26 protein-coding genes are annotated in these 23,075 nt (G+C 39.2%); 25 read left to right on the top strand and 1 reads right to left on the bottom strand.

Annotation, left to right across the window (positions count from 1 at the left end):
- The first annotated feature begins 108 nt into the window (after window positions 1-108).
- Window positions 109-2,355 carry a SpaA isopeptide-forming pilin-related protein gene (locus tag DUK53_RS06140; protein ID WP_036090348.1) on the top strand — a complete coding sequence of 749 codons (2,247 nt, stop codon included), beginning with the start codon at window positions 109-111 and terminating at the stop codon, window positions 2,353-2,355.
- Between the two features lie 57 nt (window positions 2,356-2,412).
- Here DUK53_RS06140 and DUK53_RS06135 read toward each other — a convergent pair whose 3' ends face one another.
- Complete coding sequence (locus DUK53_RS06135; protein ID WP_036090351.1) at window positions 2,413-3,351, bottom strand: L-lactate dehydrogenase; 939 nt, start codon at window positions 3,349-3,351, stop codon at window positions 2,413-2,415.
- Between the two features lie 261 nt (window positions 3,352-3,612).
- On the opposite strand from DUK53_RS06135, the gene DUK53_RS06130 reads away from it, so the two are divergent.
- The 24 genes from DUK53_RS06130 to DUK53_RS06015 all read left to right on the top strand — a co-directional run bounded on the left by DUK53_RS06130 (window position 3,613) and on the right by DUK53_RS06015 (window position 23,074).
- The gene (locus tag DUK53_RS06130; protein ID WP_036090354.1) at window positions 3,613-4,242 is read left to right on the top strand and encodes a 50S ribosomal protein L25/general stress protein Ctc; all 630 of its coding nucleotides are present in this window, start codon (window positions 3,613-3,615) and stop codon (window positions 4,240-4,242) included.
- Between the two features lie 243 nt (window positions 4,243-4,485).
- Entirely contained in the window at window positions 4,486-6,246 is a 1,761-nt protein-coding gene (locus tag DUK53_RS06125; protein WP_036132611.1) for a right-handed parallel beta-helix repeat-containing protein, read from the top strand.
- A 391-nt stretch (window positions 6,247-6,637) separates the two neighbouring features.
- Window positions 6,638-6,916 (top strand): hypothetical protein, encoded by a 279-nt coding sequence (locus tag DUK53_RS06120; RefSeq protein WP_036132613.1) that lies wholly within the window; start codon window positions 6,638-6,640, stop codon window positions 6,914-6,916.
- 207 nt (window positions 6,917-7,123) lie between these two features.
- Window positions 7,124-8,470, top strand: coding sequence for a hypothetical protein (locus DUK53_RS06115; protein WP_036132615.1), 1,347 nt, complete (start codon window positions 7,124-7,126; stop codon window positions 8,468-8,470).
- A 7-nt stretch (window positions 8,471-8,477) separates the two neighbouring features.
- Window positions 8,478-8,714: a hypothetical protein gene (locus DUK53_RS06110; RefSeq protein ID WP_036090367.1), complete on the top strand. Its 237-nt coding sequence runs from the start codon at window positions 8,478-8,480 to the stop codon at window positions 8,712-8,714.
- Between the two features lie 11 nt (window positions 8,715-8,725).
- Window positions 8,726-9,286, top strand: coding sequence for a DUF3885 domain-containing protein (locus DUK53_RS06105; RefSeq protein ID WP_036090368.1), 561 nt, complete (start codon window positions 8,726-8,728; stop codon window positions 9,284-9,286).
- A 472-nt stretch (window positions 9,287-9,758) separates the two neighbouring features.
- Window positions 9,759-9,995: a CxxH/CxxC protein gene (locus DUK53_RS06100; RefSeq protein ID WP_338087317.1), complete on the top strand. Its 237-nt coding sequence runs from the start codon at window positions 9,759-9,761 to the stop codon at window positions 9,993-9,995.
- A gap of 56 nt (window positions 9,996-10,051) precedes the next feature.
- Window positions 10,052-10,531, top strand: coding sequence for a 23S rRNA (pseudouridine(1915)-N(3))-methyltransferase RlmH (gene rlmH, locus DUK53_RS06095; protein ID WP_036090372.1), 480 nt, complete (start codon window positions 10,052-10,054; stop codon window positions 10,529-10,531).
- A gap of 349 nt (window positions 10,532-10,880) precedes the next feature.
- Entirely contained in the window at window positions 10,881-12,890 is a 2,010-nt protein-coding gene (locus DUK53_RS06090; protein ID WP_036090375.1) for a glycosyl hydrolase family 28-related protein, read from the top strand.
- 29 nt (window positions 12,891-12,919) lie between these two features.
- The gene (locus DUK53_RS06085; RefSeq protein WP_036090378.1) at window positions 12,920-13,696 is read left to right on the top strand and encodes a hypothetical protein; all 777 of its coding nucleotides are present in this window, start codon (window positions 12,920-12,922) and stop codon (window positions 13,694-13,696) included.
- Complete coding sequence (locus DUK53_RS06080) at window positions 13,686-14,468, top strand: LicD family protein (RefSeq protein WP_036090381.1); 783 nt, start codon at window positions 13,686-13,688, stop codon at window positions 14,466-14,468. The genes DUK53_RS06085 and DUK53_RS06080 overlap by 11 nt, the downstream gene beginning before the upstream one ends.
- Before the next feature lie 154 nt (window positions 14,469-14,622).
- A complete protein-coding gene (locus DUK53_RS06075) occupies window positions 14,623-15,996 on the top strand; it encodes a lipopolysaccharide biosynthesis protein (RefSeq protein ID WP_036090384.1) in 1,374 nt (457 codons plus the stop codon).
- Window positions 15,997-16,099: 103 nt separating this feature from the next.
- Window positions 16,100-16,405 (top strand): TIGR04197 family type VII secretion effector, encoded by a 306-nt coding sequence (locus DUK53_RS06070; RefSeq protein ID WP_036090387.1) that lies wholly within the window; start codon window positions 16,100-16,102, stop codon window positions 16,403-16,405.
- A 10-nt stretch (window positions 16,406-16,415) separates the two neighbouring features.
- Window positions 16,416-16,778 carry a DUF3958 family protein gene (locus DUK53_RS06065; RefSeq protein ID WP_036090390.1) on the top strand — a complete coding sequence of 121 codons (363 nt, stop codon included), beginning with the start codon at window positions 16,416-16,418 and terminating at the stop codon, window positions 16,776-16,778.
- The gene (locus tag DUK53_RS06060; protein WP_077917816.1) at window positions 16,775-18,349 is read left to right on the top strand and encodes a T7SS effector LXG polymorphic toxin; all 1,575 of its coding nucleotides are present in this window, start codon (window positions 16,775-16,777) and stop codon (window positions 18,347-18,349) included. The genes DUK53_RS06065 and DUK53_RS06060 overlap by 4 nt, the downstream gene beginning before the upstream one ends.
- A 17-nt stretch (window positions 18,350-18,366) precedes the next feature.
- Window positions 18,367-18,840, top strand: a complete 474-nt coding sequence (locus tag DUK53_RS06055) for an SMI1/KNR4 family protein (RefSeq protein WP_036090393.1) — start codon at window positions 18,367-18,369, stop codon at window positions 18,838-18,840.
- A 318-nt stretch (window positions 18,841-19,158) separates the two neighbouring features.
- The gene (locus tag DUK53_RS06050) at window positions 19,159-20,364 is read left to right on the top strand and encodes a recombinase family protein (protein ID WP_077917817.1); all 1,206 of its coding nucleotides are present in this window, start codon (window positions 19,159-19,161) and stop codon (window positions 20,362-20,364) included.
- Entirely contained in the window at window positions 20,345-20,770 is a 426-nt protein-coding gene (locus tag DUK53_RS06045) for a hypothetical protein (RefSeq protein WP_036090396.1), read from the top strand. The genes DUK53_RS06050 and DUK53_RS06045 overlap by 20 nt, the downstream gene beginning before the upstream one ends.
- Before the next feature lie 106 nt (window positions 20,771-20,876).
- Window positions 20,877-21,173: a hypothetical protein gene (locus tag DUK53_RS06040; RefSeq protein ID WP_036090398.1), complete on the top strand. Its 297-nt coding sequence runs from the start codon at window positions 20,877-20,879 to the stop codon at window positions 21,171-21,173.
- 44 nt (window positions 21,174-21,217) lie between these two features.
- Entirely contained in the window at window positions 21,218-21,553 is a 336-nt protein-coding gene (locus DUK53_RS06035) for a hypothetical protein (protein ID WP_036090402.1), read from the top strand.
- Complete coding sequence (locus DUK53_RS06030; protein ID WP_036090403.1) at window positions 21,537-21,836, top strand: DUF960 family protein; 300 nt, start codon at window positions 21,537-21,539, stop codon at window positions 21,834-21,836. The genes DUK53_RS06035 and DUK53_RS06030 overlap by 17 nt, the downstream gene beginning before the upstream one ends.
- 129 nt (window positions 21,837-21,965) lie before the next feature.
- Entirely contained in the window at window positions 21,966-22,253 is a 288-nt protein-coding gene (locus tag DUK53_RS06025) for a Mor transcription activator family protein (RefSeq protein WP_036090406.1), read from the top strand.
- Entirely contained in the window at window positions 22,250-22,630 is a 381-nt protein-coding gene (locus DUK53_RS06020) for a hypothetical protein (protein WP_036090409.1), read from the top strand. The genes DUK53_RS06025 and DUK53_RS06020 overlap by 4 nt, the downstream gene beginning before the upstream one ends.
- A gap of 9 nt (window positions 22,631-22,639) precedes the next feature.
- Complete coding sequence (locus DUK53_RS06015) at window positions 22,640-23,074, top strand: hypothetical protein (RefSeq protein WP_052164986.1); 435 nt, start codon at window positions 22,640-22,642, stop codon at window positions 23,072-23,074.
- Window position 23,075: the final 1 nt, after the last annotated feature.

Below are 23,075 nucleotides of genomic sequence, written 5' to 3'. Positions count from 1 at the left end.
ATTGAGACTCGTTATCCATATGTTATAGTCAAAAATAGCGTTGCTTGAATGAAATTATATGCTGTACAGAAGTAAATATTTTTATAGAGAAGAAAAGGGGATTAGTTGATGAAGATAAAGAAATATACGGCAATTTTTATGATTATGTTACTGAGCGTACAATTAGGAATGTTATTTCTAATTGTAAAAAAGGATCAGGTTATGGCTGAAGGCACAGGTGTCAACACAACAATATCAGTGGCTTCAGGTACGATAAAAAGTCGCCAAGAAGTCAACTTACACGTCAATGTTTTTGGCAGTGCAGGGGATTTTTTGGGTGAACATGGGAAAATCATTGTGACAATACCGAGAGAAATCGTTTATAATGTGAATGATTTTGATACTAAGATGCTTATTCCAGAGCCGTTTAAGTATGAAGGGATAGAAAGAGATACTACAAATTTTAAACTTACTTTCTCAGTAGATACCAAGCTGATTGGCGAAAATGATGCATTTAACGGTTTATTCCAAATAAAATTTGGAGCTCCAATACTAAAAGTTGGCGGAGCGCAAGCGAGTATTCAAAATTTCACAGTAACCTATGCTGGTAAACAACAGCAAACAAGTGCTGAAATCCAGAGACAAAATACGCTACATTTACCAGTGTTTGATAAATGGTATAAAGGGGATTTTGATCAGAATGGAGTCGCCAATTTAAATACAATGGCACCCGAAGGAAATCGCTTTCAATTGGTGGTGAACTACCGCGGCGTAGAATTAAAGGATGTTGTTGTTTCGGACACGTTACCTCAAGGGACCAAACTTATTCCGGCGGTCAGCAGAGTTTCAACCCCTGGGAATCCGATGACAAAAGATAACATTCGGATTTTAAAGGTCACCGATTTTGATGAGGAAGGAGAGGCGATACGTTATGCGTATGTGACGGAAGAATTCAAAGATAAGATTGCATATAATGACGTAACCAAGCGCTTCACCGTGGACTTTGGGGATATCGCAGCTGACACGACCTATTTTGTGGAGTATGCCCTAGAAATAGAGGACACCAATCTAGGAATAAAGGCGAATGTGGCGAATCTGACGGCGAGTAATCGACAACCTATCGAAAAAACAGTCTCCGTGCAGGCGATTAAGCACTATGGAACAAGCTATATTTTAAATAAAAGTGTCGATAAAACAGCCTTAAATTATGATGAAAATGAATTGACATATACGTTGCGTTTGGTACCTTTAGATGGTGACGCGATTCCAGCGGGCACCGTTGTTACAGATCCATTAAGCGAAAAAATGGTAGCTCCTGAAATTGGCGCTTACGACGAAAAAAAGTTTGATATAAAGGTAGAAAACAATAAATTGGTCATCAAAATGTTGCAAGATTTACCAAAAGGCGACTTAGCAGAATGGCATTTTAAAGTTAATGTTGCGAGCCTGAAAATGGGTGAGACGCTATCCAATCAAGCATTTCTGATATTGCCAAACGATATGATTTACTCCAATTCGGTTTCAACCAGAAAATATGACGGTAGAATTCAGATTAAAAAAGTAGATAATCTGAATAATCCAGTTTCTGGTGCGATGTATGAGATTTTGAACGATAAAGATGAGCGCGTTTTTGAAGGAATAACAAATGCGAAAGGTCTCCTCGTTTCGAATGCGTTACAATTAGGAAACTATACAGTGAGGGAGGTCCTGGCACCAGTGGGATATATATTGGATAACACACCTCATTATGTGGTCGTAAATGATGGAGACACGGTGCCGATTATTCTGGGGACCGAGAATATGCTTCGATCAGGAACGATAGAGCTGACAAAAGTAGATGCAGATAATCCTTCGATGACGCTAGCCGACGCTATTTTTGAGTTGCGAGATAATGAGGGAGAGATTCTGCTCCAAGACATGACGACGGATATCAATGGAAAAATAGTCATTTCGGGACTAATTCCAGGCAAGTATTCCTTTATAGAAACAAAAGCACCAGCAGGGTATATACTAGATAACACACCAGTTCTAGTTACGGTTGAAATTGGAGAAAATGACACACAAGTTCAGGTCATCAAGGAAAACCGTCGCGAAGTATCAGTGGCACCAGAAAAACCACCAGTTCTTCTCGATCCACCAGATAGAATCCCGGAAATCACTTTACCGGAAACCCCGGTTACGACTCCAGTGAAAAAATTAATGAAAATCCCTGTCAATCCAGTGATAAAGCCTATAACTAATACGGTAGAAAAAACAACACCACCCCAAATAAAATTGCCGAAAACAGGAGATAGTCTAGCGAATCAAGCTGTTTTTTACGGGTTGGGTATGCTGTTGCTAGGTGTAGTATACCTCGTTAGAAGAAAAAGTGCATAAATAAAAAAGTGATGGGCTTCCTGAATCGGAGGCTCATCACTTTTCCTACGTTATAGATTAATAACCTTTCATCGCATCATCCAACACTTTTTTCAAAGTTGCTGAAGAATGCGCCATTTGTTCTTTCTCTTGATCATTCAGCTTCATCTCAACAACATGACGAACACCTTTCCGGTTCACGACAGCCGGTGCGCCGATATACACGTCATCCAAGCCATAATGCCCATCCATATACACAGACAATGGCAAAATCGCGTTTTCGTTGTTCAAAATCGCTTTTGTAATCCGGGCAAGTGCCGCTGCAATCCCGTAAAACGTTGCGCCTTTTTTGTTGATGATTTCATAGGCCGCGTCACGAACACTCACGAAAATCGTATCCATCGCGCCTTGCTCGTCTTCCTCGATCCATTCCATGATTGGCAGTCCACCAACCGTTGTATGGCTCCAAGCCGGGAATTCCGTATCGCCATGCTCACCAAGAATGTAACCATGCACATTACGCGCATCGACTTTCAAGTAATCCGCAATCGACATCCGGAAACGCGCCGTATCAAGACTCGTACCAGAACCAATCACGCGCTCTTTTGGCAAACCGGAGAATTTCCAAGTTGCATAAGTAAGAATATCCACAGGGTTCGACGCCACCAAGAAAATACCGTCAAAACCGCTCGCCATAACCTCGTCCACAATCGATTTCATAATACGTATATTACGGCTCACAAGATCAAGTCTAGTTTCACCAGGTTTTTGCGCCGTACCAGCCGTAACAACAACGATATCCGCATCGTGACAATCACTATAATTCGCTGAGTAAATTTTCTTAGGCGCTGAAAAAGGTACCGCATGGCTTAAATCCATCGCGTCCCCAATCGTTCTGTCCTTATCTATATCAATGATTCCGAATTCTTGCCCGATATTTAAATTCACACAAGCAAATGCATAACTAGAACCAACTGCTCCGTCTCCAACCAAAATGATTTTTTGATGATCTTTCATTTTTAAATTCCTCCTTCAAAAATACGATCTACTAGTACAGTATAACACGTAATCTTCATTTGTGAAACCTTGAACTACTTGAATTTAAAAAAGTGTTATACTAAAAACATGTAAGCGTTATGATACAGTTTTTACTAAAAAGGATTTCTCCTATCTTTAGCCTTAAATAGCGCAACGTAAACCCTTATTGTTTCATTTTTTTTCGGAAAGGGTATATGATGGAGGTGTACAACATAAATTGAATGAGTGGAGTGATTTTTTATGGCAACAACATTAGAGGTCCAGAAAAGAGAAACAAAACCGCATTCGAACATAACGTCTATCCGTAATGCAGGTAGAATTCCAGGTGTTATATATGGTTACAAGGCAGAAAACGTGCCAGTTTCCGTAGACTCTTTAACATTTATTAAAGCAGTTCGAGATAACGGCCGAAATTCCGTATTTTCAGTATCGGTTGACGGAGCAAAATTAAATGTACTATTACATGATTACCAAATAGACCCGTTAAAAGGGGACATCGAGCACATCGATTTACTAGCGGTAAACATGTCTGAAGAAGTGGAAGCAGCGGTGAGTATTAACCTTGTCGGCGAGTCCAAAGGCGTTAAGCTAAGCGGCGTACTGCAACAAGTTCTTTATGAAATCACAGTTTCTGCAACACCAGACAAATTACCAGAAGTAGTCGAAGTTGATATCACAGATCTTGATATCGGTGACGCGATTACGGTAACAGATATTCCTAAAAATGGCGACTACGAAGTGATTACCGATGGCGAAGAAGTCATTGCGACAGTTTCTGCACCGCGTACTAGTGACGAGCCAGAAACAACAAGTAGCGCAGTAACAGAACCAGAAGCGTTACATGGTTCAGATGAAACTCCTGACAAATAAATTTTAATATGACGGAAACCGAGTAATGAGGGCGAGCGATTCGCCTCCACTGCTCGGTTTTTTTGTCGTGTTCACAATTTCGACACATTTGTTCACAATTACACGAAGGTTTACATAAGTTTTGGAACGGGGAAATAGACTTAAGTAAGAAGACAAGCCGTTTTAAGAAAATGTAAGGAAAAAATTAGAAGTATGAAAAAAGAGGTTAAATTCACGTTTTTAGAAAATTAGGGGGTAGTGAAGATGAAAAAAAGAATTTTACTGCTTCTCAGTTTTGCGATGGTCTTGATGGGCGGATTACTTATCCAAGGCGCGAACTCAAAAGCAGCGACATTAAATCTGAAACCAGGGGCAACGACGGAAATCAAGGCTCATAATACACAAGCCCTTCAAAACGCAATCAATACGTCAAAAACACCTATCACGATTCCAAAAGGGAATTTTGAAGTAGTGGGAAGTATTATTTTGAAATCAAATGTCACGTTGGTTGGAGCAACTACGAACCCAGCCGATTCCAAAATCACGCTCAATAACGGGCCGATGACGACGGAAACAGGCAAGGGCGTAACGACTGTGAACAACCTGCAACTGCGGAATTTCACGCTACAATATAACGCTAATATGCCAAAATACGATTTTCAAAAACATAATGTACACGTGTACCAAAGCAATTTACTCGAAATCGGCGCGGTACCAAAAGCAGAAGCTGGCGCAAATTATCACGCGGTGTACAAAAAGCCGACAAAAAACAATATTCAGGTTCAAAACATGATTTTAAACGCTAATCAAGTAGGTTCCGCGGCATTAAGTATCGCCAAGGCGACGAACGTAAATATTGCTAATAATCAAATACTTAATTCAGGACTACAAAGTGGAATCACTGCAAGTTATACAGACGGACTACGAATCGATGGCAATACGGTGAAGAATTCCGGACGTTCTGGCATCAGTTTGTACCAAGGAAACGGCTCAGCCAAAGCCCCAGTGTACATTCGCAACAACAAAGTCATCGATTGGATGGAGCGCTTCGGCGGTTATCACTATAACGCGGCCAAAGCAGCTAAAATCGCGCCCGACATGATGCTTGACGGCGGAATCGACAGCTATGGTCCGGCCAACAACTACGTCTACACTATTGGCAACACTGTCTCCCTACAAAAAGAAAACAATAAACGCATCGCTGACAACCAAAAAACCGAACAAAAATGGGGTGTGAAAAACGCGCGTTACGTTGGCTACACAGGCATTCGAGGCAGCGGCATCGCGCACGCCGTCTACCAAAACAATACCGTCACCATCAACAGTCCCGACGCGATCTCCTTCATGACCTTCAACCTGCGACTCCGCAACACGTACACCGCACCAAAATACATTTTAGTCGAAAAAAACAAATTTACCGCCCAAAATATCAGTTTTCCGATACGAATTTTCGGCGGAGAGAGCGACGGCAGTTTGGCATCCGGCATTACAATCCGCCAAAACACGTTCACGATTAACGGCGACATCCCAACCTACTACAAAACCCTGATCGACGTCCGCGAGAAAACCGAGACCATCAGCGGCAAACTAACCTATTTCGGCACATCGCTCGTGACAGTCACCGGCAACAAGATCACCAGCAAAAACGTGAAGCAAATCGTCGCCGGCACCCCGATCCGCAAGCTACCAGTCGTGGATACACTATACATTGGCCAAAATACGCTCAACGCCAAGCCGTTTCAAAAAATCGGAGGCTATCTCGACACCGTGATTCAGCTCCCGACGTATAAAAAAGGCATCATCAGCGGCGGCATCATGCGTTCGTTCACCGACACAGCGACCAAGACAATTCAGCTGAGGGACACAGCCGGAAAAGCCCTAACAAAGCCAATCACGCTTAAAAAAGGCCCCCTAGTGAATTTCGTGCTGAAGCCAATTTACAGTCCAAAACCGAAAGTTCTGTGGATTACGAATAAAGTCGGAACGAAGAGCGTGACGAAGAAAGTACCGTTGTATTTGTTTTAGAAATAAGTCATGAAAAGTAGAACCAGGAATGCGTCGCGATGCATTTCTGGTTTTTTCATTGTTTTCGGGACGCGGTTTTATGTTAGAATTTGAGAATGGGGTGGGATCTATATTTGGCGAATACATACACGATAGAAGAAAGTCAATATCTCCGCCAAATCGATAAAAGGCTATTTGCGCTGGTGGGTGTGGTTATAATTATCATCGGAATTCAATATGTATATCAAGATTGTATAACAGGAACAATCCTCAAAAGCTGTCTTGTTATCATTATACTATGCAATATATCAAAGTTCGCGGAGATTGCAGAAGACTTTGGCTTTAAACGGATTTGGCGCCATTATCATATCACTTCTACTACTCTAAATACATAGCAAAGGCGGCGAAAATTTTGTCTTCAAAAAAGGATCAGGAAAGAAAAGAGAATCGTTTTAAATACATCCTAATCAGCATTTTTATAGCTGTGCTAGCGATACAGTTTTTCTTCCAAGATTTTATAACGACCGGAGTTCTTGAAGTTGTAGTAGGCGTCGCGGTGTTTGCTAATATATTTTTCATGATTGAGCTAGTTGAAAAATTAAAGCTACGAAAACCGTGGAAAGAGGGACTTCAAACGTTGAGCATCGTGCTGTTAGTGTTAGCGATTGTCACATCGTACTTATTATACTGAAAAGGAGAGGATTGCCAAGTGTTACTAATTTTATTAGCATTCAATATCGTCATACTAGTTTGCCTGATACTCCTAGGAAAACGGGCGAAAAAGACCCAATATAAAAAATTATTTACCGTCGTTGGACTATTATTAATGCTTGCTTCGTTCGATAGCTATGTATACTACGCGATTGTTGAATTATTCGCGAGCTAAGGGGAGAATCTCATGAAGAAAAACTGGACGGAAACCCAAGAAACAAACTCGAATTTCAAACGAATCGCGATAAATGGCACGCATTTAGAGGTTGGAAATACAGAATATCCGAGTTATTGCATCGATGAATTGAGCCGAATTTTGCCGTCAGAGCTGCATTATTTTGCACTGATAACGCGTGAAGTTGAATTCCCGACGCGGATTGATTACTACCGAAAGTTGTGGAAGGCTTATGGAGATGTGTTGCCATTTCAGGATAGCATTTTATCGAGAGAATACGTAGAACAAGCGGGGCACACGACTTTCTATGGCGTTATCGAGTTCAAAGCAAACATCGCCAGCCATATTTTTGATATTATCAGCCAATTTCCAGAAGCCCTTGTATTCGGCGATGAGAGGCCACTTGATGCGTTGGATATCCCGAGTATTTTCAGGCAACACAAGGCCGATCCCGCGATAACCAATGGCCAGCACCCGATTCAATTTCGATTTCTCGACGCTGGTTTTGAAGCGTGTCTGTATGTTGTGATTTCCGAGATGAGTAAAGTGAAAGCGATCAACTTTCGAAAAATTGGCGAGCTGGAACCAAACGGATTTCTAATTCCAACTGATGGCTCGGTGATGATTGCGAGCATGTATTTAGAAGAGAACCAATGCATTATCAAAAGCGAGACGCGGCAGGCGATTCGGAATCTAGATTTTATCCCAGAAGTTTGGCAGTGTATCAGAATAGCCGAAGACGCGCTACTTCTCTGGGTTTGCCCGTTTGTCATGGACAATGAAGAGAAGAACATCATCATAATCAAAAATAGCCTAGCAAAGTTTGCATTTTGGGGCGATGGACTGGCAGGAATAGAGCAAGTCGGTGACGATTTCTGGCTACTTTTTCATGAAGAAGCGACTACCGATACGACTAGTAATGAAGGTTTAGCGGTAATTGAGAAAAATGGCACGAGGCGTTTTCCATTGCACCAAACGGCGAGTGGACTTATTTTTGACGGTACGGCGATAGCTTATGATAGCCAGGCCAAGGAGATTTGGCTTTTTCAATATTCGTGGGAAGGCAAAAATCAGTGTATTTGTATTGAGCCGAGTGGCAGCATTCAGAGGATTATAAATTGCGGCTACAGCCCAGTTACCGCGACGATAACGGGCAACATTATATGGAGTTGTAATCATAAAAACGTCATACGGCATGATGTGATACAAGAAACGGTGAATCAATTTGCGATCACAGATGAGAACGGTAAAGAAATAGAAGTTCAGCATTGTTACGCGTTTGATGGGAAAATCGCAGTAGTGAGCAAAGAAAACATCGTGTATTTATTTCAAACGGATAATATACACAGTAAGGGGTGAAAAAGTAGTGAAAGCTATTCAAAAAAACTTATTATACTATGTTTTAGAGCGTTATCAGAGAGGCCAATATATAGAAATTATTGAAAAACAAGGCGAAGATGCACTAGATTCTGAAGCTGTCGAGGATATATTAGATGTGCTGTCATCTCTTTTTATGGAGATCGGCCTAAAATCGAATGACGAACCTAACAAAATCGGTCTAGATTTAGAGGATTTGATAGATATTATTAACGATGCCGAGTAAGGAGGAAAAACGTGAGCAAAAGCTTTGAGACCTATTTCAGTCATAATTTTGGGAAATTACAATTAGAACCACCACTTTTCTATCATGCTCCTGTTGGAATTCGTTTTGAATTAGGTGATCCAGCAGAAATGGATGAGGAAATCTACTTCAAGCGGGTAAACTACCGAGCAAAACGACTTTTTCAAGAGATATTCGAACCCAGCGACCTGATTTATTTAGTTGTGGATAAAGATACAGACTCCATTCGACGCTATTTGAAAAATAAAAACTTGAAATACAGCCTGAGTATGGATTCAAACAGCAGAATAATTCTGAAGTGTAAAATAGAAGATTTACGTTGTATCCGGATGCTACAAGCCATTTTGAATGTAGATTTAATTCGCAAACCGCGATTGCGAGGTCAGTGCTGGTTTATTAATACGAGGACAAATATTATTTTTCATGCATATGATGACAGAGGCCTCGATATTGTGGGCAACGAGGCGAGTTTGCTTAGATCACTTTATACACAATACCAAGACTGGATATTAGATTATGATAGAGCGCAAATAGATCATTATTTTATAGAGTGAGCTTTATTGAAAAAGTTATCCACAGAAAAATGAGTGGTTGTGAATAAAATTTAAATAAAGATAACTAGATAACTCATTATGTATTGCAATATAAGGATTTGTTGATAAGTTTTCAATAATAATGATATTTAAAAACATGTGGATAACCTGTGCATAAGAATATTAGTGAATATCAATATGTCGTAGAGAACGTGTATTCGGACACGAAATGTAGAAATGCTTGTGGATATATATATTAAAGATGGGGATAACTTGTGTGTAACAACTTAAAAATCTGGGGATAAGTTAAAAAGTAAAAAATTATAGCTGAAAACCGAAAAAATAAGGATTAAAATATACAAAAAATAGATATTTGGCTAAAAATCGATAAATAAATTAGAAAAATTCGAATTAAATTGGATGTTGGTTGACGCCCAACCGGATTACACCTATCATAATAAGTAATGTAAGTGGATAAATACATACACAAAGTGTGGTTATCCACAGTTTGTGTCATAAGAAAGAAGGAATAGCAGTGGGAAAGCCAATTTATAGTTGTGAAGAACATATCGAAGAAGCGCTAGATGACTGGGTTTACGGAGTGGAAACGGTTCCTGAGTTCACGCTAGTGGATAAGTCGGAAAATCTGTGGATAACCTGTGGATACTGTGAAAATAGAGCGATATATATGGTAGGGAACGAATGTTCAGACACAAAATGTAGAAGTTGATTGTGGATATGTGGATAATTTCTGTGGATAAAATGTGAGTAAGGGGTGGATAAGCTATGAATATACAGATTTTAACGGTAGGAAAATTGAAAGAGAAATACTTGATTCAAGGGATTGCGGAGTATACCAAGCGTTTAGGTCCGTATGCCAAGGTGACGATTGTAGAAGTGCCAGATGAGAAAGCTCCAGAAGTGTTGAGTGATGCCGAAATGGTGCAAGTGAAGAACAAAGAAGGGGAACGGATTTTAGCGAAGATTGCGGATGATGTTCATGTGATTGCGCTGGCGATTGACGGGAAGCAGAAGAGTAGTGAGGAATTTGCAGAAGGCTTGGATCGATTGGCTACATATGGAAAGAGCAAGGTAGCGTTTGTGATTGGCGGTTCGCTGGGGTTGAGTGATGCGGTTTTGAAGAGGAGTGATGAGAAATTGTCATTTGGCAGACTGACTTTGCCGCACCAGTTAATGAGATTAGTTTTGGTGGAGCAGGTTTACCGGGCGTTTCGGATTAATCGTGGGGAACCGTATCATAAATAATGATATTTTTTTGATGGGAATGGCTTTATAGAGCTGTTTGCGGAAGTAGGTATTTAGATTCGTTTTTTCGGGGTTAAGTGAGGCTGTATCGGGAGTGACTGGTACGCCTTGTTTTTGTGTTCTCAGAATGTAGTAGACAACCAGTATGCAAATGATATCAAATACTAATCTAAAAAAAGATTGTCCCTTTTTCGAGAATTTGTGTATAATCTATCAAAGTTCATAAATTTGTCATATTTAAAACCTGAATAGTCAAGATATATCAGATTAGACGACAACTAAAATGCAAAATTATATGCTAGACTGTCCTTATCGCATAAAAAAATTTAATTTAAAGGAGAAAAATATAATGATAGAGATGAAAAGAAATAACGTAAAAGATTTTGGTGCGTTAGGTGACGGAAAAACAGATGATACATTAGCTATACAGAAGGCGATTGATGATTTGTACAAATCACCGATTGAAGGTAATTCCAATTTGTTCAAGGAGGGTGGAATTGTATATTTTCCTGCAGGACAATATGTGGTTAGCAAGACGATTTACATAACAAAAGCAGGGGTTTCTTTGGAAGGAGATACGGCTACTACAAGTGCAATTATTCCAAAAGGTGAGCTTAAAGATCAAAAAATTTATTTTGATAATAAATTAACAGGAAATTCAGTATTTGATTTTGTCTACTATAATATGGCTGGAACGACAGGAAGCAGAAGTTTTATTCGTAATATTAGTATGAAAAATTTGAGTTTTAACTTGTCAAATATAGACAAAACAACAATAATACGCATTTTAAGACCATATGATTTATGCATATTTGAAAGTCTAATATTCACTAATATCAGAGGTACAGCAATCGAAGCTATTAGTGAATATCCTGATAATCCCAATCCTCCAGCAAAAGGGTTGGGACAAGGCCTTATATTACGGGATATTCATGTAGATAATAGTAGTACAGTATTAGACTCTTTAAAAGATGGAAATTATGTCACTTTTAATAAATTACTAGATAAAGGGCGTCCACAAGATGCAGAGGCTCCTGTTATCCATTTAGAAAATATAAATGAAAGTAGTTTGACCAACGTTAAAATCATTACTTGTGGTGTAGAGGTTGATTTAGAAGGAAACGTAGTGAGAGAGGATGGGAAAACTAAAGTTGCTCACACATCACGTATAGGTGTTTTAACAGAAGGGTGTCAAGGAATTACAATTAAAGAATCCGCCTTTGCTCAATTTTCTAAACCTAGTATTCAAATTCAAAGAGGAACGTACGGTAAACAACAGGCTAGCTTATTTCACTTTATTCAAGGAAATACATTTGAAGAAATAACAGGTGGTGGAATTAAGATTGATGGGGGAAACGAGTCGGGAAGGAAAGGCGTCAGCGAAATAACCATTTCTGAAAACAGGTTTCTAGGCAATAGCAAGTCACAGTATTTTTATATGATTGACAACTGCGATTTAATAACCATCCGTGATCGTTGTTCTGTTTTTATTGGAGAAGGTGCTATGAATACTACGGTATATGCTGTGGATATCAATCGCTTAGAAGATGATCCTAAAATATTAGACAAAGGTATCCGTAGTATTATTATGGGACGTAAATATAATTTTATAGATGGCACGGATGCCTATACTTTTTCTACAAGGGTAGTGCCAAATCGATTTACTGTTCCAGTGATTGAAAAAATGTTGCTCATGAGAGAGGAATCACAAAAAATACTGGGAGATATGGTACTCATTCAAGATAAGCAAAAAGGGACAGAGCAGTTAGCTGTATTGAAAACTTGGAAAGATGGGTCTTTAAGATGGGTAAATATGCAAGACGAATTAATTTTCGCTTCCAAAATTGTTAGTATAAACGATTTCTATGCGACTGCTAATTCTATTAAGGGTTCATGTAATGGAATAGAGAATATCGCAAAATTACGTATTACAGCCCACTATAGAAGTGGTAAAGAATCAACAATTGTGTTAGGTGGGAATATCAATCTGGATGGGGTCTTTGATTTTTATATTTTGGGTAAAGGAATTGATGTTCTTGATTGCTCTTTTTTGATACTAGACGTCTTGGATCGTGATAACAATATTTTGGATAGCAAGGAAATACAAATACAATTCAATGAAAGCATTACAGTAGATCCCTATTCTTTTAAAACCTCATATATCACAGGAACTTACTCAAGCCTCATCAAGTCAATAAAATTAGTATCGACAAAAGTTACAGCAGGAGGAACGCTAACAAACGGTACATTCAAATTCTACGCGATTGGCAATATGGACAAAGCTGTTACATGTGTTATAAAAGGTTATGATGCTAACGGAAATGAACGTGCTAGTACGGTTGTACCAATAGTAGATTAGTTACAAATGGTTTTAACAGGGGGGAAATTATGAGAAAATTACTTAGAGCAAAAGTGAAAGATCTTTATTTCACTTTTGCTCAAAGGAAAAAGAAAATGTCAAATGGAATAGAATTAACCTATTTACATCAAGGAAGACACTCTAGTAAGCAATTGATAGTGGTTTTTAGTTCTCTAACTAAAGAGCGTAAATATACCTTTAATTACATTCGAACACTAAAGAATGTTCCTTGTCAGCGCTTGTTTATTCTTGATAACTTTGGCTTGGATAAGAGAGGTGTATTCTATCTTGGAGAAAATGGAAACATGGAGGTAAGAGATGCAGTAGAAGAATTGATTCGACAAATTATAAGAAAGAATAAAATCAAAAACACCGCCTTCTCAGGATCATCAAAAGGAGCATTTGCAGCGTTATACTTAGGTATACGTATGGGTGTTCAAAATATTATAGTGGGCTCTCCGATTGTGCATATTAGAACATTTTTAGAAGGAATTGCAAATGAAAAATCCCTGTTTAGAGTTATGTCACAATCACAAAATAAGTTAGACATGTACGATAAATTGTTAATAAACACTATTGCTAATTACGATTATAAAGGTAAGGTTTATTTGCAGTACTCATTGAATGAAGAGATTTATAAATTGCATATTCAAGGTCTGATAACACAGTTAAAGCAACATGATTATGAATTAGTATTAGACAAACAAGCCTATCCTATGCACGAGGATGCACGTCTATTTTTTCCTGATTTTCTCAAAGAAAAAACAGAAATATGCATCAATGGAGGGGGATTACATGATTCATAAGATTAGAAAAGTCCAATTGGAAATTTTAGATGAAATTATAACTATATTAGAAGAGCATCAACTAGTTTATACTCTAGACGGGGGAACTCTTTTAGGAAGTTTTATCAATGAAGGATTTGGGAAGTTTGACGATGATATAGATATAGCTATGCCAAGAAAAGACTATGAAAGATTAGTGGAAATATTTCATGGGGTGGTTAGCTCAAATCTTTATGGGGAAGAACAGCGACTGGTTAAAGGATATCATTTGGTTTTTATGAAAATAAGGAAGAGAAATACCCATTATACACTAGATGATTTTGAAACAGCAGAAGAAATATTTATCGATATTTTTCCCTTAGATTATGTTTCATCAGATAAAGGTTTATTACTAAAGTTCAAGCAGTTTGTTGTACAAAAATTGAAAGCAATCATTTTCTTTAAAAGAAGCAGCAAGTTGAGTTTTGGCTCCAAGAAAAGGAGAATGAAGCAGATTGCTGTGAAAATACTAGTACCAATGAGTGCTTTCGCAGCATATAAACTATTTCGAAGGATAACCATTAGATGGGAAACTGGATTTTTCACTAATTATGCTGGTAAGAAAGGTAAACAAGGAGGTATCCCTTTTTCTATTGATGATTATTTTCCATTAAAGAATGGATTATTTGAAGGGAAAATCTATAAGATTCCTGCTAACTCCCAAAGAGTGATAGAAAAAGTCTATGGTTCAAAGGGTATACAGTCGTATCGAGAAAAATATAAATACCAACATTTAAACAATAAAATAGATTAGGCGAGTGAATGAAGATTTGATATTTTGGGAGAACGTATAGAGCCGACTATGCAAGCGAAGCTTGTTCAAGCAAAGAGAAATAGGTTATACCAACCAATTTCAAGAAAGGCAAGCCAAAGACTGTTGGTAATAAACAAACCTTGGCGGTGATATAATGAACAAAGACATGAAAAAAAACATACTTATCGGCGTCGGGATGCAGAGTGTATATTTGTTAGCATCTTTTGGAATTCGGACTTTATTTATTCACACACTAGGTGAGGTATATGTGGGAATGGACAGGTTGTTTTCCAATATTCTAACCTTGCTTTCTTTCGCAGAGCTCGGAATTGGCGAGGCGATTATATTCCAGTTGTACAAGCCTGTTGTTCAAAAAAATTATGATAAGGCTAGGGATTTCCTACTTTTTTATCGGAAAATTTATCGATGGATTGGGAGCCTTATTTTTGTTTTGGGATTGTGCTTGGTTCCTTATATTATGAGTCTCTTTTTACTAGGTGAGGCGGGAAACGTTGAGGTTGGGCTAATCTTTATCCTATATGTTGCTAATACAAGCCTTAGCTATTTCTTTACGTACCGGAAAGCCTTGTTTTTAGTACAGCAGCAAGAATATATTAATGTGCTCTATAAACAAGGCAGTTTTTTAGTTCAAGCTGCGTTGCAAGGGGGTTATTTGTATGCGACACACGACTTGATTGGCTTTTTGGTTATTCAAATCTTGTGTACTTTGTTGTTTAATGTATTTCAATCTATGTATGCTTATCGAAAGTTTCCAGAGTATTTGGAGGGGCGACCAAATCTGCTTGAAAAAGTAGAAATCCAGGCTATTGTGGAGAATGTGAAAGGGATAGTTCTTTATATGGCGAGTGGTGCTTTGGTTCTTGGTACGGAGAGCATTTTTATCACGTATTTTTTAGGGTTACAAATGACGGGGATATACTCAAACTATACACTTATTTTTACTGCGGTTGTAAGTATTCTTGCAAAGGCTATACGAGGCTTGCTCGGTTCCCTCGGACAAATAAATGCTAAAAATGACTTGGCGCAATCGTATCGTATCTTTAATAAGTTATATTTGGTAATTGGACTTGTCTATGGTGTGATAGGGTTATTGCTGTTCTTCCTTGTGAATCCGTTTATTGAACTGTGGATTGGAGAAGGCTTTATTTTACCGCAATATGTGGTGCTTGTCCTTGTCATTCAATTTTTTATCAATGGTATGCAGTATCCCGCGTATTTATACAGGACAACGCTAGGGTTATATACGAATGGGCGACTCTCACCCGTGTTCTTAATTTTAATTTATGGGGCATTATCAGTCTTGTTAATACCGCAGATTGGTGTGGCTGGGAGTGCGATGAGTATGTTCGTAGCACGGCTATGCACGACGACGTGGGTGGATCCATATCTTGTGTTCCACGATTTTTTCAAACGCAAAAGTGGTAGATTTATAGGGCGGCATTATGGTATTATCATGGGAAGTGTGGTTATTTTTGGTTTGCTGACAATCACTATTTGGGGTATATGAGAGTGTATTGAGAACGATTGGTGCGCTCTTTTTTGTGTTGAGAGGCTGTACACTTGGGGAAATATTGCATATAATAGAAGAATACAGATATGGGAGGGGTTACATGAGTCAGATAAAAAGTAATCTTGGACGGGCGAATCAGGTGGCGACTTCGATGGGACATGCGGGAGATGCGATGCGGCAATCGGGTTCGAAGCAAGTGCAATTGGCGAATCGGACGAGTGTGAAGGTGAGTCATGACGCCAAACAGAGCTCGGATAAAGCTAAGCAATTGATGATGCAATTGGGTAAGAGTTTTGGGCGAGACGTGGCGCATATTCGTTCGGTCGCGCAGGAGTTTGAACGGGTGGATCGCGAAGTTGGGAACGGGCTTGATTTTTCGGGGACAGCTCCACGTATTGGGAAATGAGGGATGGCAGATGCATGATAAGGACAGAGAAATAGATAGTTGGAATCAGCGGTTGCGGAATGTCGCAGATGACCAGTATGCGAAGGAACGGGAGATTCGAAGGCAGAAGCAATTGTTGGATGAAGTGGACTATGTACATAATCGGAACAATCGGTTGTTTCATGAGCTTGGTAGTACATGGCATCGAGACCGAGAAATGGCGGTATTTTTGGATACGCAGCGACATGAATATCAGCGGCAACATTTTCATGTGGTGGATGGCATGGAGGAAGAACAAACGAGAATGGAACGTGAGAAGCGTGTATTGATAGAAAAGGAATCGGACTATTATGCGGCTCGTCGAAAAGTAGAGTTAGGCGGTGAGCAGGGATGAGTTTGAATGTCTTTTTGGGTGAAATCGAAGCGCAATCGGAGAGCATGGTGGCGTCGTATCATGATATGATAGAGGCAATGGAAGGCTTGATGCGTGCGGTGAATGAGTTTGCGTTTGACCAGGAGTTGCAGGGGAAGACGTATGACAGCGCGAAACAGTATTTTGCGGCGACGTATCGACCATTGGCGCAGGGCATGATTTGTTTGTGTGAGGAATTGATACGGCAAAATCAAGCGTTTCCGAGGCAGTTCCAAGCCGATGTGGCGACGACGGATGTGATAGAAGATGAAATTCGGAATCAGATTCGGCAATTGGATGGGCAGATTCAGGATATCGAGAGGTTGAGCAATAATGTTGTAGGGATGGCGTTAATCACGCCGATCTTTGTGGATTTGAAGCGGAAATTGCAGGAGAAGTTAGAGGCTTTATATCGGTTTGATGCGGAAACAGCGACTTCGTTTGATCGTGCGATGGATTTGACGGCGAATATTGTTCGAGGGCTGGCGGAAATCGATAGTGATAAAGCCTTCCAAGCCAAAACTGGAACTTTTCATATGATGGGCTTGAATATGGCGTGGCGTTCGGCATTGCAGAAACAATGGACAGCGCGTGAAGAAGCGATGGCGAAGTTGGCGAAAGATAATGAGACGGCAAGACTGATTAAAGCAGCAGAAGATGGGCCATTACCCGTGATACCAGAAGGCAATGTGGCTGGATTTGTCACGAAAGACGGGAAGCTAGATGGGAAAGCGACTTATGACAATGCGAAATGGCAACAAGCGCATGTGTTGGCAGGGATGAAAAATGCGATTTTTTTGATTGATATGGTGACGCCTATTTTTGATATCTATCGTTGGAGGACGGGACTTGATCCGATTACAAAAGAACAGCTAAGTGAATTTGAGCAATCGACAGCAGCTGGATTCACAGTATTGAACTTCATTCCGTTTGGTAAGTTAGGGAAAGCGGCTAAAGCTATTAAAGCATCTACGCGAACAGATGAGTTCAAGTTTATATTTGAAGGTGTTGGCGAAATTAAGCAAGCAACGAATACGGGCAAACTAGGAGAACGAGCGAGTAAGTTAACTTTTAAGAATATTGAAGGATATGTAAAAGGAAGTAAATCATTTGATAGTGTTATAGATGATTATGCTAAAGTATATGCAGATAAGATACAATCGAATCAACCATGGTCTTGGGGAGAAGATATTGCTGGTTCTGAGGCTTTAACACTTAAACAAAAGAGGCTTATCAAAGAACAGGCAACAGCGAATGGCTATATACCAAAGGTTGAAGTAGTGAAGACCGATGGACTTAGATATGGGTATGCTGATTTTGCTAAAGCGGGAGTTGTAGAGAAAACAGTATATTTGCCAGAAGACCTATGGAAAATGTCAGATAGAGAACAATTTCAATGGTTGGATAATTCAATTGGTGGGCATAGAGAAGGTGTAACATGGCACCATACAGAAACTCCAGGGAAAATGGAGTTGGTGGAATACGGAATTCATAATATAACTCCTCATAATGGAGGACGAACAACAGGTATGTGGGCTGATGCGCCTAGATAAAAATTAGGAGGGTAAAAATGTTGATTCAAAAAGATACAATAGTTTTTCCATTGCCAACGGAAGAGTTATTCAAAAGAAAAGAAGGATTTTGGAGAGTAAGTTTACCGCTGGATTTTGTCGAATTTTTAAAAGAGAATAACGGTGGCATTCCAGTAGATGGAGCGTTCGTTTGCAATAATCATGAATACGTTATTGACAGATTTTTATGTTTACTAGATGTGCCTAGGGACAATGAATTTGGAATATATGATATAGATGTGACACTGACACAGTTGGAAGATAGGTTGACCGATAATGAGGAGCTAATTGGTGCGGATATTCTTCCCGTTGCTGTTTTGTTTGCTGGAGATTTTCTGTGTTTGGATTTCAGAGAAAATAGAGAAAAGCCTGTAGTGTGTGTGTGGAACCACGAAGAATCTGGGGAATTAGATCCAGAGACCTATTTTGTAACAAATACATTCGAAGAGTTTCTCAATATAAATAGAAGATAATAATTGAGTAGTATTCACAGAACGATGAAAGAGCTTAAGACATTTTGCTGTCTGGGCTCTTTTTTTGAAGAAACAATTTTAAAGTTCGCAAGTAGGTTTTAAGTTCAGGGTCATTAGATAGAAAAAAATAAATTTAGTAGTAAAAAGGTCTAGCGAAAAGGCTGTTAATAGTGTTAAAGTATAATGCGGAGGTGGTAGTATGTCTGAATGGATATAAATTATAGAGAATTAGTAATAATGTATCGGATTTAGGTGTTTGTAAGTGACTTGAATTCACTAGATAAAATGCTTAAAAAATAAATGGAGTATGAGAACTAGATGGATAAATTGAAGCACATCAAGGTGGACAAGTGGTCAAAAAAGAAAAATGTGGTTGCGAAGAATAAGCGTGAAGCAATCCGAGAGGCATTTGCTAGTGATCTGCAAGTAGAAGTGATACCCGCAATAAATACTGAAAATCCATTAGTCCATAAGAAATTGAGAGTAGCGGCTTATTGCCGAGTCAGTACTTTTGAAGAAGCACAAGCTGGGAGTTTTGAACTGCAAATTCAATCCTATAGTGAAAAAATTAGGAAGAATTCTAAGTGGTCGCTAGTTGATATTTATGCAGACCAAGGCGTATCAGGGACGTCGACGAACAAACGAGAAAATTTTAATCGTATGCTAGAAGATTGCCGTATGGGAAAGATAGATCTAATCATTGTGAAAAGTATTAGCCGATTTTCAAGAAATCTACTGGATTTTACATCTATCAATAGAGAATTGAAAGCACTGGACAAGCCTGTAGGGATATATATAGAAGATGTTAATCTGAATACCCTGGATAGTAACAGTGAGTTGTTGCTAGGCTTAATGAGTCTGATTGCACAGAGTGAGAGTGAACAAAAAAGTGCGTCAATAAGATGGGCGCTTATTGAAAAATTCAAAAAAGGAATTCCGATATTTCCTACACATAATCTTCTGGGCTACACAAAGAGCCAGTTTGGGAAGATAGAGATAGTGGAGGAAGAAGCGGAGATTGTTCGTTATATCTATGACGGTTACTTGGCAGGAAATACGGTAAAGGAAATTGCGCAGGCACTAACAGATGCTAGTATTCCTACCGTTATGGGGAAAGCAACATGGAGTTCTGCGAGTATCTATAGTATTCTCAAAAATGAAAAGTATTGCGGCGATATCCTTATGCAAAAGACCTATACCGTAGACTGTTTCACACATAAGACTCGTAAAAACACGGGGCAAAGACCACAATATCGAGTGACAGATGGAATGCCAGCTATAATTTCTAGAGGAAATTGGGACGCAGTACAGAAACAATTAAAAGAACCACATAAAAGAAGAGCGAGAGCAGATATCAAACCTGTAGAGAAAAAAGTGCATATTAGAAGAATAAAATCTGGCTTTTTCAAAGATTTCATGGTTATTAATACAAAGTGGACAAAAGAAGAATTGCAAGAAGTATACAAATTAGAAGGTATTATCAGTGAAAAGGAGACGGAGAAAGATGGAAGAAATGAATTTTGATGATTTTGATTTTGAGGTAATTACAGTTGAATCGATGGGAAACCCTTCCATGATGGTCAATTTGAATGGAACTACGTTTAACAGAATATTGCTGGAAATAATGGGGTACCCAGCATATGTCGCGCCACTTATATCAAAAAAGCGTAATGCATTTGCTATACAAACCTGTAAAGCTGGTGGGGAGAGAGCTATTAAATTTTCAAAACCTAAAAATCAGCAGAAAGGTGGAGTAAAACTTAGCTCTACTGTAATAAATGACTATTTGCGTTCTATCATGAAGGATGAGTGGAATGAAAAAAATAGATATCAAGTAGAAGCGGTATATCATCCTGATAAAAAAGCGATGGTATTCGATTTAAATTCAGCTACAGAATTTGAGCCATTTCGGATTAATAGTAGGGATTGATTTTAAGCATCCGTGAAACAAATCGTATTATAAATAAATATTATATTCAAGAGTCAATGTCTCACACAGGCATTGGCTCTATTTTTATTTAGAAAGGAGGAAAACTATGTCGATTTTCACGAAAGAACGCTTTCAAGAAACATTGTGGTTAGAGGGCATAGGCGCTATTCCAGAAGAAGCGATACAAGAGCGGATGCAGTTGCTACATCGTCAAGCATTGGACAACAACTACAGCCAACATCTTCCTGAGAAAAAGCTACCAGACTTGCTCTTTGTCCGAACGTGCCAGTATGAAGCATGGAAAATGGTTGTCATTTCAGATGGAGACACGGATAGCCCGCTCTATTCCTTGCTATTTCAACATCAAAAATTACACAGCTTCACAGATTTGGAAGAAAACTAAATATATCACCAAATTCAAAAGGAACATAGAAAAGAGGGGAAAATATGCAAGAAAACCTGCATTGGTTTCAAGAACAAATGAAACAGCGCTATCAGCTTTCTCTTTCTATAGAAGAGATTGGTTATGAATCAATCATGTTAGCTCTGGAGGAAACGATACCTGAGATAGCGAGAAGCTTCCAAGAGCTACAAATGACAGCACACGAAATCAGTTTTCTAACCATGCAATACCTACAAAATGACATGGAATACACCGCCAGTATCAGTCAACATCCAGAAACGCAGAAAAATGATCTCGTAATTTGGCAAGTGAATGGCGAAGTCGAAGCTATTTTGCCATGGAAAACGAAGGGAGAGTCACAAGATGCCACCGAAGTATAGAACCAGAGCTATCGATGCAGAAATTCCATTTGAGATTCAAGACATTCTCTGGCAACTTTTCACGATTCTGAAACAAAGTCAAAAACCAATCGACTATCTCCATGTATTTGAACTAAGCATCGAGCCGGAAACACAAAGACAAACCATCTATCATCGTCAAGAGGTACCAGCCTATAAGAAAACGGTGCATGCGACATTGACAACGACCAAGCCAATTCATCACACCATCTGGATTATCGAAGAAGCAGACTACCTTATGATGTTGTTCCCATCCGATTATTAGATCGCTAGAAGCGATGATTTTTCATAGTATGTCAAAGTACACGCAAATTTCGTGTGACACGCCTTTGGAATAGTTTTCAAAAATTGGTAAGCTAAGGAAGTAGGTGACAAGGGAGGAGTGAAACGAACGATGTATCCACAACAACGCATTCACCAGGACTGTTTGGCGGAGGTCTACAAAGAGATGGTGGAGGCTGTAGGAATTGAGAGCATGCTGAAACTGTATCCACTTTTGCGTGGGCAACAAATCAATTTTCCAGTCCGCTTATATGCCAAAGACAAAGTCAGCATGAAAATAAGCCAAGAATATAATGGGAAGAATGTGCATGTCCTATCGCGAGAATACGGTTATAGTTCACGTTGGGTACAGAAGATTATTAAAGAGAACCAAGAATTAGAGGGAGGAGAAGTGACATGAAAACATTTTTTGTGAAAGATTTGGATGGGTGGCAGCGGGTGCAAGAGGAATTGCTTTTGTTTTGTCAACGCTCCAATATGCAAACGAAAATTATGGAAGAAGAAAATCTGTGGTGTATCAAAATGAAGCGAAAAGGTATCACAAAATCAACGCTAACCGTCCGCATGACATTACTGGAAGACAGCATGCTGGTAGAGGTAGGTAAAACAGCTTGGAAAGGCAAGCTAGCAACACTTGGTATATTGAGTGTTCCCATATGGAACGTTATCTATATTGGGGGCGCAACGGTAGGTGGGATTGTTCAGGTAAAAATGTATCGAAAAGTAGCTCAGATGGTACAAGAACATTTAGAAAAACAAAAAATACAGGGATTGTGAGGATGAAACATGAAGAAACTAAGTCTAGTCGTATTAAGCTTCCTACTTTTGTTAGCGGGTTGCGGACAAGCGGATACGGAGGATGCGTATAATACAGCGATACAAAAAGGGCTCGATGCGATTGCCAGTGAAAACTATGACAAAGCAGAAGCGGCTTTTGAATTAGCATTGGAAGATAAGAAATCCGATGACAAAGCAAAGGCTTATCTTGTGCAAACAAAAGCTATGCAAGAGGCTACAGATGCCTACGCTAAAAAAGACTATAAGAAAACCAAGAAAGAAGTAGCAAATGTTATCCAAGAGAAAAAAGGATCAGACGCGCTTGTTCAAAAAGCAACGGAACTACAAGCAAAAGACTATGACACAGCATCCACTTTACAGATTTGGAAGAAAACTAAATGCATCACCAAATCCAAAAGGAACGGCGCTATCTGGATTGATTGAA

Origin of the sequence: Listeria sp. SHR_NRA_18, assembly GCF_003856515.1 — a bacterium.
Taxonomy (GTDB): Bacteria; Bacillota; Bacilli; order Lactobacillales; family Listeriaceae; genus Listeria_A; species Listeria_A newyorkensis.
The sequence above is the reverse complement of the archived record's forward strand: the minus strand, read 5'-3'. Positions and strand labels throughout refer to the sequence as shown.

What these genes read in the sequence shown, in the direction of transcription:
- DUK53_RS06070 (WP_036090387.1), top strand. Translation starts at nt 16,100, where the DNA reads ATGAGTCAGATAAAAAGTAATCTTGGACGGGCGAATCAGGTGGCGACT.
- DUK53_RS06045 (WP_036090396.1), top strand. Translation starts at nt 20,345, where the DNA reads ATGGAAGAAATGAATTTTGATGATTTTGATTTTGAGGTAATTACAGTT.
- DUK53_RS06015 (WP_052164986.1), top strand. Translation starts at nt 22,640, where the DNA reads ATGAAGAAACTAAGTCTAGTCGTATTAAGCTTCCTACTTTTGTTAGCG.
- DUK53_RS06130 (WP_036090354.1), top strand. Translation starts at nt 3,613, where the DNA reads ATGGCAACAACATTAGAGGTCCAGAAAAGAGAAACAAAACCGCATTCG.
- DUK53_RS06065 (WP_036090390.1), top strand. Translation starts at nt 16,416, where the DNA reads ATGCATGATAAGGACAGAGAAATAGATAGTTGGAATCAGCGGTTGCGG.
- DUK53_RS06085 (WP_036090378.1), top strand. Translation starts at nt 12,920, where the DNA reads ATGAGAAAATTACTTAGAGCAAAAGTGAAAGATCTTTATTTCACTTTT.
- DUK53_RS06020 (WP_036090409.1), top strand. Translation starts at nt 22,250, where the DNA reads ATGAAAACATTTTTTGTGAAAGATTTGGATGGGTGGCAGCGGGTGCAA.
- DUK53_RS06125 (WP_036132611.1), top strand. Translation starts at nt 4,486, where the DNA reads ATGAAAAAAAGAATTTTACTGCTTCTCAGTTTTGCGATGGTCTTGATG.
- DUK53_RS06090 (WP_036090375.1), top strand. Translation starts at nt 10,881, where the DNA reads ATGATAGAGATGAAAAGAAATAACGTAAAAGATTTTGGTGCGTTAGGT.
- rlmH (WP_036090372.1), top strand. Translation starts at nt 10,052, where the DNA reads ATGAATATACAGATTTTAACGGTAGGAAAATTGAAAGAGAAATACTTG.
- DUK53_RS06140 (WP_036090348.1), top strand. Translation starts at nt 109, where the DNA reads ATGAAGATAAAGAAATATACGGCAATTTTTATGATTATGTTACTGAGC.
- DUK53_RS06035 (WP_036090402.1), top strand. Translation starts at nt 21,218, where the DNA reads ATGCAAGAAAACCTGCATTGGTTTCAAGAACAAATGAAACAGCGCTAT.
- DUK53_RS06080 (WP_036090381.1), top strand. Translation starts at nt 13,686, where the DNA reads ATGATTCATAAGATTAGAAAAGTCCAATTGGAAATTTTAGATGAAATT.
- DUK53_RS06075 (WP_036090384.1), top strand. Translation starts at nt 14,623, where the DNA reads ATGAACAAAGACATGAAAAAAAACATACTTATCGGCGTCGGGATGCAG.
- DUK53_RS06060 (WP_077917816.1), top strand. Translation starts at nt 16,775, where the DNA reads ATGAGTTTGAATGTCTTTTTGGGTGAAATCGAAGCGCAATCGGAGAGC.
- DUK53_RS06135 (WP_036090351.1), bottom strand. Translation starts at nt 3,351, where the DNA reads ATGAAAGATCATCAAAAAATCATTTTGGTTGGAGACGGAGCAGTTGGT.
- DUK53_RS06030 (WP_036090403.1), top strand. Translation starts at nt 21,537, where the DNA reads ATGCCACCGAAGTATAGAACCAGAGCTATCGATGCAGAAATTCCATTT.
- DUK53_RS06050 (WP_077917817.1), top strand. Translation starts at nt 19,159, where the DNA reads ATGGATAAATTGAAGCACATCAAGGTGGACAAGTGGTCAAAAAAGAAA.
- DUK53_RS06040 (WP_036090398.1), top strand. Translation starts at nt 20,877, where the DNA reads ATGTCGATTTTCACGAAAGAACGCTTTCAAGAAACATTGTGGTTAGAG.
- DUK53_RS06115 (WP_036132615.1), top strand. Translation starts at nt 7,124, where the DNA reads ATGAAGAAAAACTGGACGGAAACCCAAGAAACAAACTCGAATTTCAAA.
- DUK53_RS06025 (WP_036090406.1), top strand. Translation starts at nt 21,966, where the DNA reads ATGTATCCACAACAACGCATTCACCAGGACTGTTTGGCGGAGGTCTAC.
- DUK53_RS06055 (WP_036090393.1), top strand. Translation starts at nt 18,367, where the DNA reads ATGTTGATTCAAAAAGATACAATAGTTTTTCCATTGCCAACGGAAGAG.